Source organism: Paenibacillus contaminans (genome assembly GCF_003285015.1).
Lineage (GTDB): Bacteria > Bacillota > Bacilli > Paenibacillales > NBRC-103111 > Paenibacillus_V > Paenibacillus_V contaminans.
On sequence record NZ_QMFB01000005.1, the window covers coordinates 260,093 to 277,442 of the forward strand.

The 17,350-nt window shown below is 47.3% G+C and carries 16 protein-coding genes; 5 read left to right on the forward strand and 11 right to left on the reverse strand.

Going from position 1 to position 17,350, the window contains the following annotated elements; translation table 11 throughout:
* Window positions 1-66: 66 nt before the first annotated feature.
* The 10 genes from DQG23_RS11520 to DQG23_RS11565 form a co-directional block, all read right to left on the reverse strand.
* On the reverse strand, window positions 67-1,026 hold the full coding sequence (locus DQG23_RS11520; RefSeq protein WP_113030985.1) for a stalk domain-containing protein: 960 nt from the start codon (window positions 1,024-1,026) through the stop codon (window positions 67-69).
* 42 nt (window positions 1,027-1,068) lie between these two features.
* Window positions 1,069-2,232 (reverse strand): outer membrane protein assembly factor BamB family protein, encoded by a 1,164-nt coding sequence (locus DQG23_RS11525; protein WP_113030986.1) that lies wholly within the window; start codon window positions 2,230-2,232, stop codon window positions 1,069-1,071.
* 252 nt (window positions 2,233-2,484) lie between these two features.
* Window positions 2,485-2,811: a response regulator transcription factor gene (locus DQG23_RS11530; RefSeq protein WP_158560416.1), complete on the reverse strand. Its 327-nt coding sequence runs from the start codon at window positions 2,809-2,811 to the stop codon at window positions 2,485-2,487.
* A 309-nt stretch (window positions 2,812-3,120) separates the two neighbouring features.
* Entirely contained in the window at window positions 3,121-3,963 is an 843-nt protein-coding gene (locus tag DQG23_RS11535) for a YitT family protein (RefSeq protein WP_420330228.1), read from the reverse strand.
* Window positions 3,964-4,183: 220 nt separating this feature from the next.
* Entirely contained in the window at window positions 4,184-4,522 is a 339-nt protein-coding gene (locus DQG23_RS11540; protein ID WP_113030989.1) for a hypothetical protein, read from the reverse strand.
* 53 nt (window positions 4,523-4,575) lie between these two features.
* Window positions 4,576-4,764, reverse strand: a complete 189-nt coding sequence (locus tag DQG23_RS11545) for a hypothetical protein (RefSeq protein WP_113030990.1) — start codon at window positions 4,762-4,764, stop codon at window positions 4,576-4,578.
* Between the two features lie 224 nt (window positions 4,765-4,988).
* Window positions 4,989-6,524 carry an extracellular solute-binding protein gene (locus DQG23_RS11550; RefSeq protein WP_238177848.1) on the reverse strand — a complete coding sequence of 512 codons (1,536 nt, stop codon included), beginning with the start codon at window positions 6,522-6,524 and terminating at the stop codon, window positions 4,989-4,991.
* Between the two features lie 37 nt (window positions 6,525-6,561).
* Window positions 6,562-7,434 (reverse strand): carbohydrate ABC transporter permease, encoded by an 873-nt coding sequence (locus DQG23_RS11555; protein ID WP_113030992.1) that lies wholly within the window; start codon window positions 7,432-7,434, stop codon window positions 6,562-6,564.
* 27 nt (window positions 7,435-7,461) lie between these two features.
* Entirely contained in the window at window positions 7,462-8,433 is a 972-nt protein-coding gene (locus DQG23_RS11560) for an ABC transporter permease (protein ID WP_113030993.1), read from the reverse strand.
* A 341-nt stretch (window positions 8,434-8,774) separates the two neighbouring features.
* A complete protein-coding gene (locus DQG23_RS11565) occupies window positions 8,775-9,392 on the reverse strand; it encodes a TetR/AcrR family transcriptional regulator (protein ID WP_113030994.1) in 618 nt (205 codons plus the stop codon).
* 214 nt (window positions 9,393-9,606) lie between these two features.
* On the opposite strand from DQG23_RS11565, the gene DQG23_RS11570 reads away from it, so the two are divergent.
* Window positions 9,607-10,365, forward strand: a complete 759-nt coding sequence (locus DQG23_RS11570) for an SDR family oxidoreductase (protein ID WP_113030995.1) — start codon at window positions 9,607-9,609, stop codon at window positions 10,363-10,365.
* A 557-nt stretch (window positions 10,366-10,922) separates the two neighbouring features.
* Here the strand turns inward: DQG23_RS11570 and DQG23_RS11575 are convergent.
* Window positions 10,923-12,431, reverse strand: a complete 1,509-nt coding sequence (locus DQG23_RS11575) for an FAD-dependent oxidoreductase (protein WP_113030996.1) — start codon at window positions 12,429-12,431, stop codon at window positions 10,923-10,925.
* Window positions 12,432-12,724: 293 nt separating this feature from the next.
* Between DQG23_RS11575 and DQG23_RS11580 the strand changes: the two genes are divergently transcribed.
* The 4 genes from DQG23_RS11580 (at window position 12,725) to DQG23_RS11595 (ending at window position 16,958) form a co-directional block, all read left to right on the forward strand.
* Complete coding sequence (locus DQG23_RS11580) at window positions 12,725-13,993, forward strand: S-layer homology domain-containing protein (protein ID WP_158560417.1); 1,269 nt, start codon at window positions 12,725-12,727, stop codon at window positions 13,991-13,993.
* Between the two features lie 393 nt (window positions 13,994-14,386).
* Window positions 14,387-15,718: an ArsB/NhaD family transporter gene (locus DQG23_RS11585; RefSeq protein WP_113030998.1), complete on the forward strand. Its 1,332-nt coding sequence runs from the start codon at window positions 14,387-14,389 to the stop codon at window positions 15,716-15,718.
* A 15-nt stretch (window positions 15,719-15,733) separates the two neighbouring features.
* Window positions 15,734-16,414 (forward strand): DUF2642 domain-containing protein, encoded by a 681-nt coding sequence (locus DQG23_RS11590; RefSeq protein ID WP_113030999.1) that lies wholly within the window; start codon window positions 15,734-15,736, stop codon window positions 16,412-16,414.
* A 340-nt stretch (window positions 16,415-16,754) separates the two neighbouring features.
* Window positions 16,755-16,958 (forward strand): hypothetical protein, encoded by a 204-nt coding sequence (locus tag DQG23_RS11595; protein WP_113031000.1) that lies wholly within the window; start codon window positions 16,755-16,757, stop codon window positions 16,956-16,958.
* Window positions 16,959-17,350: the final 392 nt, after the last annotated feature.

Here is a 17,350-nt window from a genome sequence, read left to right on the forward strand (position 1 = left end):
ATGCCCAAACTCGGCTCTTTTTTCCGACTCTTTGCGGCAATTCAGTCTGACAAACACACAAATGAATCAATTCACCTTCACGGCAAAAGCGTAACTCGCTTCTCCTCCTCCGTGCCAAAAAGCGTCCAGTCTGTAAATATGCACGCCTTTTCCCGCAGGGACTGTAAAACGACCCTCCTGAAGATCGACCGGAGCCGCAGAGTCGCCGGTATACTGTTGCAGCTTGATTTCAAAAGGCTGTGGATTGTAATCGAAAGATATCTTGATTTCTTCACCGCTTTGAACCTCGGCAGCCGTAACCTGATGCCGGTTAATCAAATCCGGAGCCGGCGCATAGTCAGCACAGCCCTTCCAGCAGTAGGTTCCTTGGATCACCTTCACCTGTTCGTTCGTTGCAGCAACTTGCGCCAGAGGAGGCATATCGCCCCGAATCGGATCGCCGTCCAAAAAGCTGACGTTCAACCGTATCGAATCATAGTCTTGCAGCTCATCATTTACCGTTTTTTCAAATGGCATGATTTTTCCCAGGTCTTGTTTGGTTATGCTCAGCGTGTTTTGAATGCTTTTGATAACTTTGCCTTCCTTATCTTGAAAGGCCAGATCAAACGTGCAAAGTACTTGTTCCGCTTCCGAATTATTCAAGCTTTCCGACGGATCTATAAGAATATCGCCGGTTATTTTCGTTTGACCGTCTTTTCCGGACAAGGCTACATGATTGACGTACACTTTTCCCGTGTCCTTAAAATCCTTCAACAACGGCTTATCCTCATCGTACATAACGGATATTGACTTCGTTTGGTCATGATAAGCAATACCGGCGTTCATATTTTCCGCGATGAAACGAATCGGGACATAGGCGTGACCATTATAATTGAGGGTTGAATATTCGCCGGTTAATTCTTTTTTCTCTCCGTTAAAAATGAAATTCACAGGAAAAATACTGGTCTCGACTATACTGCTGGCAATTGCTGTTGAAGAAAGTGCTAGAAATATGCCGATGATTATACCGATTACATACTTTCTCATTCACTGTCCCTCCCTTATTTCCCTTCTATAACATAGTTACATTTAAGACTCTCCTAAAGAGTATAAACATGAGCATCCCATAGATAAATTATTTGTGAAATAAATTTTCTTGTCCGGTGCAACAACAGGACATGTGATTTGTCCGGTGAATTCACTTCTCCATTTTACACGACCATCCGAAGTCAAAGCGGTAACCCATGATAATCTATTTACGCTTGTATTATTTGATGATACGACTAGCACGGTCCCTAAACTATCAACGATAGGCGGATAATTAATTTGCCCATCAATGAAGGTCTCCCATTGTATGTCTCCCCCCATTCTGAAAGAAATCAAACGGAAAGGACTTGCACCAACATATAAATTACCATTCTTACAAATTGCAGGCGTTGTCCAGATATCGCCATCAATTGTGGAATATTCCTCATTTCTGTTCCCTTGTTTGTCGAAACTTACTATTTTTAATTTCGATTGTTCTGACAGCCCAATATAAATATTTCCCTCATAATCAATAATAGGTATAGATTCTAGGAATGTATCTGCCTTAGTATGCCATTGTACTTCTCCCTCCATAGTAAGGGAATATAGTTTTTTATCACCAGCCAATATTAGAATACGTCCGTCATTAGTTATTAACGGAGCACATCTAAACTCAAATTGCGCTTGGAAAACCCATTTCAACTCGCCTACAGGATCAATAGCAAGTAATTTGGTTCCATTTGTAACAATGTAAATATTTCCTTCCGCATCAATTACAGGGGAAAATTTGGCTAGATCGTCTATCTCGTGTATCCACTTTATCTGGCCACTATTGCTCAAAGAAAATAATTTGTGACCTTTGGATTCCCATGCCCCCGTTGATGCTACATAAATGGTACCTTCCCTTCCTATTGAAGGGGTTATCAAAGTAGTACCGCTTTGAAATTGCCACTCTACTTCACCCTGAGGGGATACAGAGACCAATGCTTTACCTCGATTGCTGCTAAAAAGTATACTTCCATTGTCATTGATAACTATTGATGAACAGTCGCTCAATCCAATTAACTCACTAATACAGGTTTCTTTAGGGCTTTCTGGAGAAAGAAATCTCGATTGTCGAACCCATGATGTAGTTGTTGGATGAATAGCATTGAGATCAAAACCTTTTTCACTAAAACCACCAATGCCTTCGTTCGGTGAAAATAATTTTAATTGCATATTATCCATATCCCTATCCTCCTACTTAAGGTATTACTGGAGTAATGACTACACCTGGAGCCCTCCAAGTATTTCTACTTCGACATTTTCCCAATTATACAGTTTTTCCCTTCCTCATGACAGTTAAAAGTACTGGAGACTAATGAAGGTGTCCTTGAATCGGATCTTTTTATTACTGCATCAAACCCGAACAGGCTGCATAGAAAAAAAACCACAACACGAAGGTTAATCGCACTGTGGTTCTTTTAACTAGTAGACCATTCATACCCCCAGATTAGATTTCCAAATCGCTTGATAGATTTGAGATTTCGTGAATACGCGGGAAAGGTAAGACAGCAGCAGCTTTAAAATATCGAATTCTTTGGCGGTCAACGCGACTTTCGAAGTCCCGACTTCCACTTCATAGGTTTGATCATTCAAAACGATATCCCCATGTCTTATAATCGAAGCTGTTGATGTATCGTTGGCTGAGTTGCGATTGAAATACAAGTATCGTCTCAGCATGGCCCGGACTCTGACCGCCAGCCCCCCAAGCCCGAACGGTTTGGTCACATAGTCGTCGGCGCCTAGTCCAAGCCCGATTATCATATCGACCTCTTCCCCTTTGGCTGATAGGTAAGATGTTTTTACTAATTCGCCGCAGTACTTCATAGCCCTCCATCTTGGGTATCATCAAATCTAGTGCGTTGACCGCATTTGATCTAAAGTTTGCTGCCCGCGCTTTTCATGAGAGAATCCTAAGTGGAAAGGGCGGGTTCGTATAAGGCCACGAGCACCCGTTAGAACTTTGCGCTGCCAAACGAATAAAAGCGCCGGGTCATTCCGCCGCCCGGCGCTTCTCTTTTTTGGTGCGGCGATAAGCCGCTATGTAAATTTTCTTTTCACGAATCCCATCGTCTAATGGATATCGCGCTTACGGAAATTGCCGCCTTTCACTTCCGCTATGTCGTACACAATAATGAAGGCTTTATCGTCGATCTCATTGATAATTTCCCTCATTTTACTTTCCTCCATCCGGTTGATTACGCATGTTATTTCTCTGAACTGCTCGTTGGAATAACCGCCGTGAACGAACGTGTAAGTCGAGCTTCGTCCCAGCCGGTCGCGAATCGTCTCAATCATTTCCTCCGCTTGGCTGGTAATGATTTTATACGTTTTGGCGCCGCTTAATCCTTCCTCCACAATATGAATGACCTTGGAAGCGATAAAATAAGCGATCCCCGACAAAATCGCGCCTTGAAACCCGAACACCGTCGAGACGACCACGAATACGAACAGGTTCAGAAATAAAATGAGATCGCTCGTTCCGAACGGCAGCTTTCGGGACAGCAGTACGGCCAACATGTCGATGCCGTCCAACGCGCCGCCATTCCGCAGCGCCAGCCCCATGCCAAAACCGATAATAATGCCGCCGACAACGGTAATCAGCAGCGTATCGCCCTTAATAATCGGTGGGATATGATGCATCATCGTCGTGCCGACCGCAAGCGACGCAATCCCAAGCACCGAATAAATCGCAAAGCTTTTACCAATTTGCTTATAACCCAAAAAAATGAATGGAATGTTGAGCAGTGCAATCAACAGAGCCAGCGGCAGGCCCATCCATTGCGAGCCTACAATGCTCAGACCGGTCACACCCCCGTCCGATACGCTGTTGGGGATAAGCACGGCTTCCAGTCCATACGCTGTAATAATACCGCCGGCGATTACGGCAATTGCCTTCGTGATCTTTTTGCTGATGTTTACTTGTCTGGATGCTACGCCCACTTGAGTACCTCGCTTCCTAATCGCGTCAAACCGAACCAGGCATATTTCGGAAACAGTTTTCATCTTCCTATTATTAGCTAATTTTCTCGTCTGTATCCCGCTCTCGCTGCCATACATGGGTTCGCTGCTTTTCAATTTTACTGTGCGGGAACCTATGGCTGCAAGATTTTTTGAAAATTTTCACTCTTTTTTATTATTGAGAATCCGGTTCGAAATCGACCAAATGACCCAATCCATGCGTTAATTTTCCTGTTTGACCTGGTTTTAAACTATTAAATATTTTTTTGTCGTTCGTACTAATTTCCAACTCGTTTCCAAAGTTATCGCTAAAAATAATAGTATATATTTTGAAGTTGGGAGAAGAAATGTCTGTTTTGAAAGAATCGAATCTCTTCCCTTCAATTCTACAAAAGGTAATTCTCTTATCTGCATCAATTCTTTTCTTCTGAATAACTTTAAAATAATAAAAGAACGAAAGTAATATTGCCATTGGTATTAAAACCTTTATAAGCGTTAGAACGTCGTCATCCATTTAAAAGCCCCTTCTTTCTTATGGGTCTAGTTGAGACCCCCCCTAAAATAACTTCACTTTTCTTTAAACAATCCGAAAAGAATAAAACATACTCCAGCAACAATCGTAGGTATAGCACCCTTTTTCACTGCTTCGCGGCTTCTAATTCCGAGTAGTCCGAGTTTATAAATATAGTCAGGAAACAAGAGCTGCAGAACACCGCAAATGACACCCGCCATTCCAATCAAGATCACTGGGTTCAATGTCAATATACTCCTTCGTCATAACGATTGTTTACAATAGCTATGATTCTATAAAAATACCTATAGTTCCTCCAACGACAATTGTCTTATAGCATTAATTGGATGTTCTTGCGCTCCTGTCAACTAAAATGGTTTGTTGATAACCTGACAATGTACTATCCTCCATCACTTGGACAATACAAAAAAACAACCAACCGCATCCCGCGGTTGGTTGTCTCAAAACATTACTTCTTCAAAGAAGCCTGGTACGCTTCGTTGATTTCTTTGGTGATCAGCTGCATGTTCGGATCTGCTTTCAGATCGGCGATGAACTTGTCGTACTCTTCAAGCGAAGCTTTGCCGACGATGACTTTCGTACGCATGTCGTCCGCTTTTTTCTTGATTTCGCTGTAGTATTTGTTGTACGCCTCCGAAATGAGTCCTTCATCCGGCTTCGCTACTTTTACTTTTTTGCGCTCGTCGACGATTTGCTTCTGACGCGCATAGAAGTCGGCAGGCATGCCTGCAGCTGCAACAGCCGAGTATTCATTGATTTCATGGAAGATGGAGTCCATCAGGTTCGTCATGACTTTGTCTTTTTTCGCTTGCTCAGTCGCTACGATGTTGCCGTTCTCTTCGTTGTAGTGAACGCCCGGAATACCGTAACGAGCCAATTTGTTGCCTTCTTTGCTGTAGCCGTAGTCCATGAACGCCAGGATTTTCTTCACTTTGTCCTCGGACACTTTCTTAGGAATCAGGTAGTGGCCGTAGAATGGCGAGCCGGATGGCGTATACTTGTTGCCTTTAGGACCTGTAAGCGATGTGATCGGCATCAGGTCGGCTTTCGGATCGACCTTTTGGATCGGTGCAAGACGGCTGAATGCATTGTTCATCGCATAACCGCCGCCGCCCGCTTTGCCGCTTTGGAACGCATCGTTGATTTGCGAGAAGTTCAAGATCGCGAAGTCAGCCGGGAACAAGCCGTCGTCATACGCTTTTTTGATCCACAGCATCGCGTCCTTGGAAGCATCCTCCGTCAGGATCGAATGGAGCTGGCCGTCGCGCAGCTTCCATACGCCTTGCGTATCGTTGAACACGTTGTACATAAAGCCCATGTACGCCGGACTTGCCGCGTAGCCGATCGTATCCGCTTTACCGTTGCCGTCCGGATCTTTCTCTTTAAACGCTTTCAGCGTGTTATAGAATTCGTCGACGGTTTCCGGCATTTTCAGGCCGAGCTTATCCAGCCAGTCTTTGCGCAGAATCGGGAATACGCCGCCGCCGTAGCTAGGATAGTAACGCGGAATCGTATAGTTTTTGCCGTCGATTTTGGACTTCTCGATCGTTTCCTTCATCTCAGGCGAAGTCAGGTTCGGATAGTCCTTCAGGAAAGGCGTCAAATCCCAGAATGCGCCTTGTTTAATCATATTGCGGATTTGCGGACCTACCGGAGCAGCCGTAATATCTTCAACGAAGGTCAAGTCGGGCAAGTTGCCGGAAGCAAGCAAAACGTTGATTTTATCTTCGAACGTCGTTGCGGAAATCCAGTTGATTTTCAGCTTCGTGTTCGTCTTTTTCTCGAATTCCTGCCACAAGCTGTTCGTTTCGTCGATGAACTCGTCCGCATAGCTGATTACGGAGATGCTGATATCCGTAGGTGCTGCGGTTTTGCCGCCGTCCCCGCCGGAAGAAGCGTTATCCTTCGAGCCACAAGCAGTAAGCACGAGGGACGAAGACAAAACGAGAGCCGAAGACAAGCTTACCATTTTCTTTACTTTCATGACCAAACCTCCCATTTTGATTGTTACTCTATTGTGATCATTCCTTAACCGAACCAACCATTGCCCCTTTGGCAAAGTGTTTCTGCAGGAATGGGTACACCAGCATGATCGGTACGGTGGCGATAACGACCGCAGCCATTTTGAGCGTTTCCGTCGGCATTTGCTTATCGGAACGGAAATCGATGTTGCCGGTTGCGGAAGCAGGATCAACCAGCATGTTCTGCAAGACAACCTGCAGCGGCCACTTCTGGAAATCGTTGATGTACATCAGCGCGTTGAAATACGTATTCCAGTAGCCTACCGCATAAAACAGGCCGAAGGCCACAAGCGAAGGCAGCGACAGCGGCAAAATAATCCGGAACCAAATGCCGATTTCATTCGCTCCGTCAATACGGGCGGCTTCTTCAAGACTGTCCGGAATGCTGTCGAAAAACCCTTTCATCAAGAGGACATACCAGCCGCTCGTCATAACAGGTAGAATGAGCGACCATATGCTGTCGATCAAGCCGAGATTACGGACCACCAAGTAAGAAGGGATCAGACCGGGCTGGAACAGGATCGAGAACATGAGCATGAACATGATGAATCTGCGGAAACGAAGCCGCTTGCGAGAAACCGCGTACGCCAGGCCCGAAGTCACGATCAAGCTGATCGCGGTCCCGACTGTAGCGAGGAAGGTACTGATACCGATCGCGCTTGGGAACGTTTTGGTGGAAAGCAACGTTTTGTAAGCGTCGAGCGTCCACATTTTAGGAAATAAAATGAGCTTATCTTGGTAATATTGAACGGGATCCGTAAACGAAAGGACTACCGTGTAGTAGATCGGAAAAAACGTTACGATGGACACGATTACGAGAAAGGTTACATTAAACGTATCGAATATGCGTCCGGATAAGCTTTTGCTTCTCATGTTACTGACCTCCTTCTGTGCCGAATTCTAGTAAACGCCCTCTTCGCCGAACTTCTTCGCGGCTTTGTTGGCAAGCATGACGAGCACGATACCGACAATCGATTTGAACAAGCCTATCGCGGTGCTATAGCTGAACTGGCCTTGCTTGATACCCGTCCGGTATACGTACGTATCGAATACGTCGGCAACATCGGTAACGGTCGCATTGTTGTTCATCATCAAATAAATTTGTTCGAAGCCCGTATCCATAATCGAGCCGAGACGCAAAATAAACAAAATGATAATCACGTTGCGGATAGCCGGCAGTGTAATGTGCCACATTTGACGCATACGGTTCGCGCCGTCCATAACGGCCGCTTCGTAAAGCTGCGGGTTAACCCCGGCGATTGCCGCGAGGAAGAGGATCGTCCCCCAGCCGGCTTCTTTCCAAATGGACTGAGCGGTAACCATACCCCAGAAATAATTGGGCTCCGTCAGGAAGCTTATTTTGCTCATTCCTAGCGCTTCGAGCACTTTATTGATGAAGCCTTCCGATTCCGAAAGCATCAGAAACGTCAAACCGGCTATAATAACCCAAGATAAGAAATGCGGAATATAGATGACCGTTTGCACAAAACGTTTAAACACCATATGGCGCAGTTCGTTGAGTAAGAGCGATACGACGATCGGGAACGGGAAGAAGAAGAAGAGATTCAGTAAGCTGATCGCCATCGTATTCCGCAGCAGCATTACGAAATCTTGATTGGAGAAAAACCGTTGAAAATGCTCAAAGCCGACCCAATCGCTTTTGAGAATGCCGAGATATGGCGAGTAATCCTGAAAAGCGATGATCAGGCCGCCGACCGGGATATATTTGAAAACTAAAAAATACAACAGGCCGGGAAGCGCCAGCAAATATAAGTATTTGTCGCGTTTAAGATCAAACCAGAGTCGTTTGCCGGCAGTCGGCGTTTGAACCTTTGTCTGATTTGTTTGAATCTCTGAAACAGATGAACGCATCGGGACCCCTTCTTTCTTTAGGTGTTATGTTGCTTGGTTGTACAGAAGCGCTTCCATTCGGTCCGATTCGTCCGCACCCCGTTTTCATATGCTTAACTTTACAAATGTGCGTCATTTCGCACAATAATAAGTTTTTGCCTGCTCCTTTTTTGCGCAGACATGGTCTGTATACACTCGGAACGATAGGAAAAAGATTGCAACCACGCGGTCGAATCGAGCAAATTCGGACGATAGCACTTTTTTGCCCGGCCATGCAAAAAGCCCCCGCCAAAGCCGAAATCGGCCTGACGGAAGCCCGGAAAGCGCTTCGTGCAAAAAGATACTATCGGTACATTCGGTTGTTATTTGCCTTCTTTCTTCCGCTTCACGATCGTATGATTTAGGTTGCGGTTCAAAATAAGTAAAAGCTGCTCGGTCATATAACTCGGCGAATATTTAAAATCTTCTTGCACCCAATAAACGATCATGCCGAGCAGCGCGTAAGTCTGGTACGTAAGCTGAAGGTCTTCATTCAGACCGGGAGGGGTATCGGCGTTGGAAACCGTCAGCTCTTCCTGCGATATGGCTTTGAGCTCGCGGAACATTTTCTCCTGAAATCCGGAAATGCCTTTGGCTTTCAGCATCGTGGAGTAAAAGTCGGCGTTCTCGTATACGTGATCGAAGAGCTTGACCGCAGTCACGGATAATTCGTCCAAATGGAACGATTCCACATGCTTATACGGCTCTCGGTAAGAATCGAGAAGTCCTGACAGCACATCGTCGATCACATCGTCGAGCAGTCCGTCTTTATTCGTATAATGCGCGTAAAACGTGCCCCTATTAAAATCCGCACGATCCACGATTTCCGTGATCGTAATTTCTTGAAAATCCTTCTCTGCAAGCAATGCCAGCAGCGCGGATTTAAAAGCTTGCTTGCTTCTGGCAACTCTGCGGTCGACATTTTGTCCGTTCTTCGACATATGGATCACCTTTGTGTTATTTTGTAGACTTCCCGAACAGAACGCAGCTTTTTGTACGTTTATCGACAAAACGCCGTTTTTTGATGATTGTTCGCCTAACTCTTTCTCATTATACTTGAAATATAAACAGTTGTTGAATAACGTACAGCTGTTTATTATTACTAATCGTTTCTTCAATCGACAATACTATTAATCCTAACGGAGGTCGTTCACAATGAAGCTTAACGGTAAAGTAGCGGTCGTTACGGGTGCAGGTTCGGGAATGGGCAGAGCAATTGCGGTACTCTACGCTAATGAGGGCGCTAATGTGGTCGTTTCCGACATCAATTTGGAAGCGGCGCAAGCGACAGTCGCACAAATTGAAGCAGATGGCGGCAGCGCCGTTGCAGTAGCGGCGAACGTTGCGTTGGAAGAAGACGTACAGCATATGATCTACACTGCGGTTCAAACTTATGGAACGCTCGATATATTGGTTAACAATGCAGGGATAATGGACGGCTTCGTGCCTGCCGAGGAATTGACGGACGAGCTGTGGGAACGCGTCTTCGCGGTAAATACGACGGGACCGATGCGCGCCATCCGCAAATCGCTGCCGATTTTCAAAGCCAAAGGCAAAGGAAGCATCATTAATATCGCTTCGGTCGGCGGCTTATTCGGTTCACGGGCGGGCACCGCTTATACGGCATCCAAGCATGCGGTCGTCGGCATGACCAAAAACATCGGCTATCAATACGCGAAGCTTGGCATCCGCTGCAACGCGATCGCGCCGGGCGGCGTCAACACGAACATCGGCGTCGGCGGCAAGGAGCCTCACGCTTTCGGCATGGAACGGTCGATGCTTGGCATGGGCTCGATGCCGAGAACCGGCGAGCCGGAGGAAATCGCACAGGTTGCGCTGTTCCTCGCCTCGGACGACTCCAGCTTCGTCAACGGCACCGTAGTTACCGCCGACGCCGGCTGGACGGCGATTTAACGGGGCCGGCTTGGCGGGCGGCCGTGAACGGCTGTACGGTCTGACGAGCTGCCATGACGGGCGGCGGCTTCCCGCTATGCGCTCAGTGAGCGGCTGTGCAGCGATCTGGCGTGCGGCTACGACGGCCCGCACATGCCTAGCTCTTGCGAGCTGCACGAATAAATAACACCCAAAAACGGCAGTTCTGACCTAAAGTCAGGCTGCCGTTTTATTAGTTCCTCTACTTTTATGTGCTCCATGGAAAACCTGCAGTTATTTTTCGGAAAAATCCTTCCGTCAGCATAATAGATGGATTTCCTGTATCTAATTTAACACTTTTTGCGAATTAGGCGGTAAATCGTAAAATTTAACTGCAGTTTTTCCAGTTAGATGGATGAAAATCGAAATTTCGGTTATTTTAACTGTAGTTAATACACCTAACGTTTGCTTATGACTCAAAACTTCCGCAATCCAGCTTCGTCATCCCGTATTTTAAACCATCTGACATTTAATTTAGACCTCATGACGAACATAGCAAAGCTTTTTGCGTTCTTCGTCAGTAACTATTCCGGCTGCCCTTACTTTTTCACCTCAAAACTGCCGTAATCGAGCTGTTTCAGCTCTTCCTCCGTCAAGTGCCGGATCTTGTCGTTTCCTTCTTTCGAATCCAGAGCAATTCCCTTGCTGCCGACGTACCGGACAAGCTCCTTCATTCGCGCTTGATCGATATCCCGAATGCCGTACTTTCCTTTAATCTGTCCCAAAATGATGCCGATAACTTCACCCGCAAGCGACGTGTTCGGCTGAATGCGCGCGCTGCCGTATGCGGCTCCCGTTGCGCCTACGTTTTTGCCGGCGACGAGGACGTTGCTGTAGCCCTTGGAAATAAAAGAGCGCAAAGGGATGCCGTATTTGTCTGGCTTTCCCTTTTGGGAGCCCCAATAATGCTGCAGCGTGCCTTGCAAGTCGATCGGATAACCGGCTACGCTTACGTTGTCCCAGAACATCGTCCCTCGCATGATATCCGAAGCTTGCAGCACATATTCGGTTTCGTAGCGGTCAAAATCGCGAATATACAAATAGTCCGGATAGCCGTTTATTTCCGCCTTCTCCCAGCCGGGAAGCTCCTTCCGGAGATGCTTGAGAACGTCCTCCGTCTCGCGGATGCCCATTTCGAGCGCCTCTTTGACGCTTGTCTCGCTCGAAGGGTCTACGCCGTAAACGAGCAGCGCGTTGATAGCCGCATCGCCGTCCCGCTGATTGACGATGTTGAGCCCCCGCAAAAACAATCGCTTATCGCTTGCCTGGAAGCCTCTAACCGTATTACCGAAGCCCCAAGTGGTGTAATCCGTAACCGTCGTAGTTCCGCCGTATTTCGCAGCGATCTCTTCCCGGCTCAGACGGTAAACTTCGCTTTTGAACGTTTTCCAATCGACGTTTTTGAACTTCATCATGATCGTCGCGGCCATATGCTCCCGTTCTCCTCCGAACACGGACTCGATGCCGGGAATGCGAGGCAAGCCGAGCCTGCTCGTTATCGCAGCAAAATCCGTATTGTCGACGACATAGGACGCAGTAATCCGCTTCAGCTTTCCGTCCTTCGTTTGGTAGTCGATCGCGTTCAGCTTTTTCAAGCTCGGCGACTGTTCGTCGGGATCGATGACAAGCCCGTTAATCTTGATTCCGGACTCGATGGGAATATCGCCCAGAAGCGATCGGTAGTAGTGCTCGAACTCGGCGGCTTTGCGAATTTTCCCGCTTTTATACCCGTCAAACAGCGTCTTGACCTGCCCTTGCAAAAGCGTTTTGCCTTCGTCGTCCTGAGGCTCGTCCAGAAACTGCATTTCGCCTTGAATCAGCTGCCCGCCCGGCTTCTCGCGCGGATCGAGGATCACGACCGAAAGTCCCTCCTCCTTAGCTGCTTTAGCCAAATACATGCCTTCCAGCTCTGAGCCGACGACAACGACATCCGCGCTGGCGCCGTCCTTGGAGACAACCGGTGGTTCAGGCGAATCGTCCTTGCATGCCGCCAGTATGCCAAGCATGACAATCGAAAGCACTGCTGCCAAATAACGATAACGTCCCATATCCATAAACCCTCCGTAATCTCGTAAAATGCTGCCTTGAGAGGAAAAAGCGATGTTTCGAACTTTTGCGCCGCTCAACTCCCGGCGCGCGTGGAGGATACAAGCCCGGCGGCCAACCATAACCTCTCGCGTATCCAAGCACGGTTTCTCCCGGCACTCGCTGCGGCACTGCATGATAGCGGTTAGCCCCCGTTTGGCCCAGCTTCCCGTACAAATAGACTGCAAATGTCATCAATATGTTTCAAATATTTACATCTTTCTTTATAATATATGGAAGCAAAGGAGGCTGCCCGATGACAATCACCAAAAAGCTAGTACCCGTAATCATTGCTTGTTGTTTATTATTTTCGCTTTTCTTACCTTCCGTCCAAGCGCAAGCGGCTGCCAAATTCAGCGACGTCGACCCGCAGCGATACGGCTGGGCGATGGACGCCATCTCGTTTATGACGGATCGCGGCATTTTGAACGGTTATCCCGACAACACCTTCAAGCCCGGCAATTCGCTGACAAAAGCCGAGTTTACGGCCATGCTTTACCGGCTGTTCGATAAATACAGGCCAAATATGCAGGAAGAGGACGCCGATTTAAGGCTGGCAGGTTATGCGGACGTTCCGGAAACGCATTGGGCGCACAAGGAAATTACTGCGATCTACGATTATTATTTCGGCGGCATCGCATTTGCTTTTAAAGAAGGTGTGGAGGAGCCGTTCTTTCAGCCCGAAAAAAAACTGACGCGTCTCGAGCTTGCCCAAATCATGTACATGGCCATACCGTTCGCAGACGACGCTCCCGGAGCAAGCTGCCAAGTCATTATGGGGATGACGGATATTCCTTATGAGCTGTTCTCCTCTTACGAGGAAGCCGACGAATATCGGTTTGACGGACGTTACTCGGAGGACACCGGCATTTCCGTCGATTATTACGTTTCCGAAGGCGCGCCTGTTTTGTACCCGCTCGTGCTTGTCAAAGAGAGCGACGGCAGCTGCAGCAGCAGCTTTGACGATTACTCGAGCATAATTGAATCCGCTGTGGCTAGCATGCATACTAGCGGCATCATGACCGCCGATGACAGCGGCTACTTTAGGCCGCACGCTCCGGTCAGCCGTGCGGAAGCGGTAACGATTCTGAACCGTACATACAACTACTTGAAAGCCAATCGGAATTTGCAGCAATATTCGTCATTAGAAACGTCTTCCGCTGCAGCAGGAACGCCTGTAACGAATCCGCAGCCGGAGCCGCCGGCAGGCAAACCCTCATCAACGGTCAATCCTGCGGGGAATGTAAAAACATTTACCAGAGATTTGGCTGTGGAGGGCGAGCTGGAAACCATGATCGATACCGAAGGGTATCGTTCCATCACCGTTTCCATCGAAGCCAAAGAGAAAGTCGATGTGATCGTTCAGCTGGGCGGCAAAAAAAGCTTTATCCGGCATGAAGAGCTGCCGCAGACGATTGCTTTGAACGGGATCAAACAAGTAAGCCTGGAAACGCAAAAGCGCGTTTTCGATTTGCTGAACCGCGATGCCGATTATACGGCTGTTTTGACCGTCGAACTGAAATAAAATCTTACTGTCCCTAAAGGAAACGGCAACAATTAATAGCTGTCCCGCGCGTCTATTCGGACCATGCGGGGCGGCTTCTTTTTTTCCGCCAAGCCCTCTCTATCATCCTCTTCCTTATAGTCGATTATCTATCGCTACCAAATATCACTCCCGGTTAAATGTCAGTAAATGATAGGAGATGGTTTTCATAGAGTTAGGGATATTGACCAGTACGAGTTATGCGTCATGCACGTATATATACATTACATAAATGCTGTGAGGCAGTCGAAAAGGAGGAAAATGATTCTATGAAACCAGTATGACTTTTCAACTGTTCGGGGCGTCGTTCAGGCTTGCTGAAGGAGTAGATTACTAGAGAAAGAATGATATCGATTCTTGAAAAGAGGTTAAAGCATGCATGATTTAACGGTTATCATTACGATTTGCACCTTCTTCTTGACGATTGGCTTCATCTTCTGGCGTCCCCATGTAAATGAAGCGATACCTGCAACCGTAGGCGCTTTTCTCGTTCTCCTTAGCGGCAGCGTAACCTTGTCCGATCTAGGGGCAATAACGGAAACGATAAGCGGCGCGGCCATCACCATCATGGCAACCATTGTTATGGCGATCGTACTGGAAAGCTTCGGATTTTTTAATTGGGCTGCCGAGATTTTAACCAGGAGAGCCAAAGGATCCGGCATTCGTCTATTCTGGTTAACGAATTTATTTTGTTTTCTCATGACGCTTTTCGTCAACAACGACGGCAGCATTTTAATTACAACTCCGATTTTATTGCTCTTGCTGCAGAACATGGGACTTAAACATCATCAAAAAATACCGTACTTGCTTTCCGGAGCCTTGATCGCTACAGCCTCGAGCGCCCCGATCGGCGTCAGTAATATCGTCAATTTGATCGCACTCAAAATCGTCAATATGGATCTCTACATGCACTCGGCCATGATGTTCGTTCCGGCATCGCTCGGACTCGTACTGCTTGCTGCTCTATTATTCGCCACCTTCTACAAGTCGCTTCCCAAAAAATTGCCTAAAGCCGCTCAATGGAATTTGATGCCGGGAAACCACCCCTTAAAAGAAGTCTATCCGACAGAAAATCGCAACAAGTTTATGCGGAATATTCTCATTTTTGTGTTCTGCGTGCGCGTCAGCCTGTTCGTCGCTTCCTACGTCCATATCCCCGTTTCGTTAATGGCCGTAATCGGATCCGCCTTATTGCTGGGATGGCGCTGGTTTCATTTAAAAATTTCTCCGGCCGATATGCTGAAAAAAACGCCCTGGTACATCCTCATTTTCGCCTTCAGTATGTACGTGATCATCTATGGCTTGAATAATATCGGATTAACCGAGCTGCTCATACAGTTTCTCCAGCCTATCGTCTCCGGCAGCTTGCTGAACGCCAGCGTGTTGATGGGCGCCCTGCTAAGCGTGCTCTCCAATTTGTTTAACAATCATCCTGCCTTGATGGTCGGAACGCTGACTTTAATGAATATGGGACTCGATCCCTTAACGCTGAAAATCGCCTATTTGGCAAGCGTTATCGGCAGCGATGTCGGCTCGCTCCTGCTGCCGATCGGTACTCTGGCTACCTTAATGTGGATGCATATCGTCAGGAAAGGCGGCGTCAAAATCAGCTGGGGCCAATATTTGAAGGTCACTTCCGTCGTCATTCCGGTCTCGACCGTCTTTACGCTGGTCATTCTTTCGTACTGGGTTTCTTGGTTATTTTAAAAAGGAGGGGTTCTTTTGAACGAAGTAAAGCTGTTTACTGACAAGAAAGTGATCGTCGAGATGACAGGCAACCGGACACTGCATGGAAAACTGATGGATGTCGGCGACGACCTGATCGTCCTTTTCCATCAACAGCAATATTTGTACATTCCGCTCGCTCATGTGCATCATTTGAAGGCGGATCTCATGTCGGGCAATGATGCGAATGGAAACCAGCCCGCCGAGCTGCCCGCCGAATATCAAATCGAACAAATCACGGTCGCCAAAATGCTTAACAAAGCAAAGGGACTATTCGTTGAAATCCATGTGAGTGGAAACAAACCCATGAGCGGCTATTTAACCGGTATCCTAAATGACTATATCGTGGTTGCCTCTCCCGTTTACGGCCCGATCTGCGTTTCTCTACAACACTTGAAATGGTTAATTCCGCACCCGCCTTCTCACGCCCCTTATTCGCCAAACATTGGAACTTTGTCTGCCCAACACTCCCTTAATCCCTTGTCCCAATCTTTCGAAGCTCAGTGCAAACAAGCGGAAGGCCAGATGGTCGTATTTGATATTGGCGGTCACTCCGAGAAAATCGGCTTTATCAAAAAAATAAACAGCGGCATCGTGGATTTTGCAGATGCGAACGGCAATAGCACCTTTTTGAATATCGGGCATGTAAAAACGTTGTATGCGCCGGTTCACGGATAATCGGCTGCGTCGTCGAAATCGAATGTCATAGATTTTTAATAAAAGTGACGGAGGCGGCAGATATGAACGAGACCATAAAAAAAAGACCTCCGATAAGAAGGTCAGAAAGAGATTAATGCACACAACAGAATATGTAGAGCGTCAATAAAAGGCGTGGGTATTTTGTCCGGAAGCACATGAAAAATAGCAAATGCTTGTATTTTATATTTGAAGCTTCTCAAGCAAGCAGCCCCAAAAGCTTTTGCTGCAGCTTTAATGCGGATTTCATACAAATGGAGATGGGAGTTATGAAAGCTATGAGACGGGAACGCTGGAAGTCGGCAAAGCGGCCGACCTGATTATGGTGAACATGAAACAGCCGCATCTCGTCCCGCAGCATAACGTTCATGCTCTGCTTGCCTCTGCCGTACAGGGGGCTGATATTGATACGACGATCGTGAACGGCCGGGTACTTATGCGCATCCGCTGGCTGGCAACGATCGACGAACCGGCTCTGCTTGCGGTAACTGAGGTGCAAGGCGGCCCAATAGTGCAAGGCATTTAGGCAGACGATGATCAACGAATGACAAAACGAGCGCCAGCGCTTTCGAAGCAATATTTGGCGCTCGTCCTCTTTTTGATTTGTTGTTCAGTCTAAAACTAGGGAGTGATGACCTGGTTACGAAAGCAAACATGGAACTCGTAGTGGTTATGCGCGAACCGTGCGATTAGTGGAGAAAACCTTATTGTTCATGAGGCTGTCCTCACTATTTCGCAGGTAACATGCTCGTTCTCGCCCATTAGTGAGGCAAACACCACTATCAATTTCGTTTGACTCACTAATAGTTGCATTTGCCTCATTACCTAACCAAAACACGGGTTTTCGATTTGAAATAGTGAGGTTTGCCTCACGAATAGTAATCTTTTCCTCAATATGAGGGCTACTATCCGTTGCAT

Excerpts from the sequence above, each read along its gene's own strand:
- DQG23_RS11520 (WP_113030985.1), bottom strand. The coding sequence starts at position 1,026 with ATGAGAAAGTATGTAATCGGTATAATCATCGGCATATTTCTAGCACTT.
- DQG23_RS11525 (WP_113030986.1), bottom strand. The coding sequence starts at position 2,232 with ATGGATAATATGCAATTAAAATTATTTTCACCGAACGAAGGCATTGGT.
- DQG23_RS11530 (WP_158560416.1), bottom strand. The coding sequence starts at position 2,811 with ATGATAATCGGGCTTGGACTAGGCGCCGACGACTATGTGACCAAACCG.
- DQG23_RS11540 (WP_113030989.1), bottom strand. The coding sequence starts at position 4,522 with ATGGATGACGACGTTCTAACGCTTATAAAGGTTTTAATACCAATGGCA.
- DQG23_RS11550 (WP_238177848.1), bottom strand. The coding sequence starts at position 6,524 with ATGAAAGTAAAGAAAATGGTAAGCTTGTCTTCGGCTCTCGTTTTGTCT.
- DQG23_RS11555 (WP_113030992.1), bottom strand. The coding sequence starts at position 7,434 with ATGAGAAGCAAAAGCTTATCCGGACGCATATTCGATACGTTTAATGTA.
- DQG23_RS11560 (WP_113030993.1), bottom strand. The coding sequence starts at position 8,433 with ATGCGTTCATCTGTTTCAGAGATTCAAACAAATCAGACAAAGGTTCAA.
- DQG23_RS11565 (WP_113030994.1), bottom strand. The coding sequence starts at position 9,392 with ATGTCGAAGAACGGACAAAATGTCGACCGCAGAGTTGCCAGAAGCAAG.
- DQG23_RS11570 (WP_113030995.1), top strand. The coding sequence starts at position 9,607 with ATGAAGCTTAACGGTAAAGTAGCGGTCGTTACGGGTGCAGGTTCGGGA.
- DQG23_RS11575 (WP_113030996.1), bottom strand. The coding sequence starts at position 12,431 with ATGGGACGTTATCGTTATTTGGCAGCAGTGCTTTCGATTGTCATGCTT.
- DQG23_RS11580 (WP_158560417.1), top strand. The coding sequence starts at position 12,725 with ATGACAATCACCAAAAAGCTAGTACCCGTAATCATTGCTTGTTGTTTA.
- DQG23_RS11585 (WP_113030998.1), top strand. The coding sequence starts at position 14,387 with ATGCATGATTTAACGGTTATCATTACGATTTGCACCTTCTTCTTGACG.
- DQG23_RS11595 (WP_113031000.1), top strand. The coding sequence starts at position 16,755 with ATGGTGAACATGAAACAGCCGCATCTCGTCCCGCAGCATAACGTTCAT.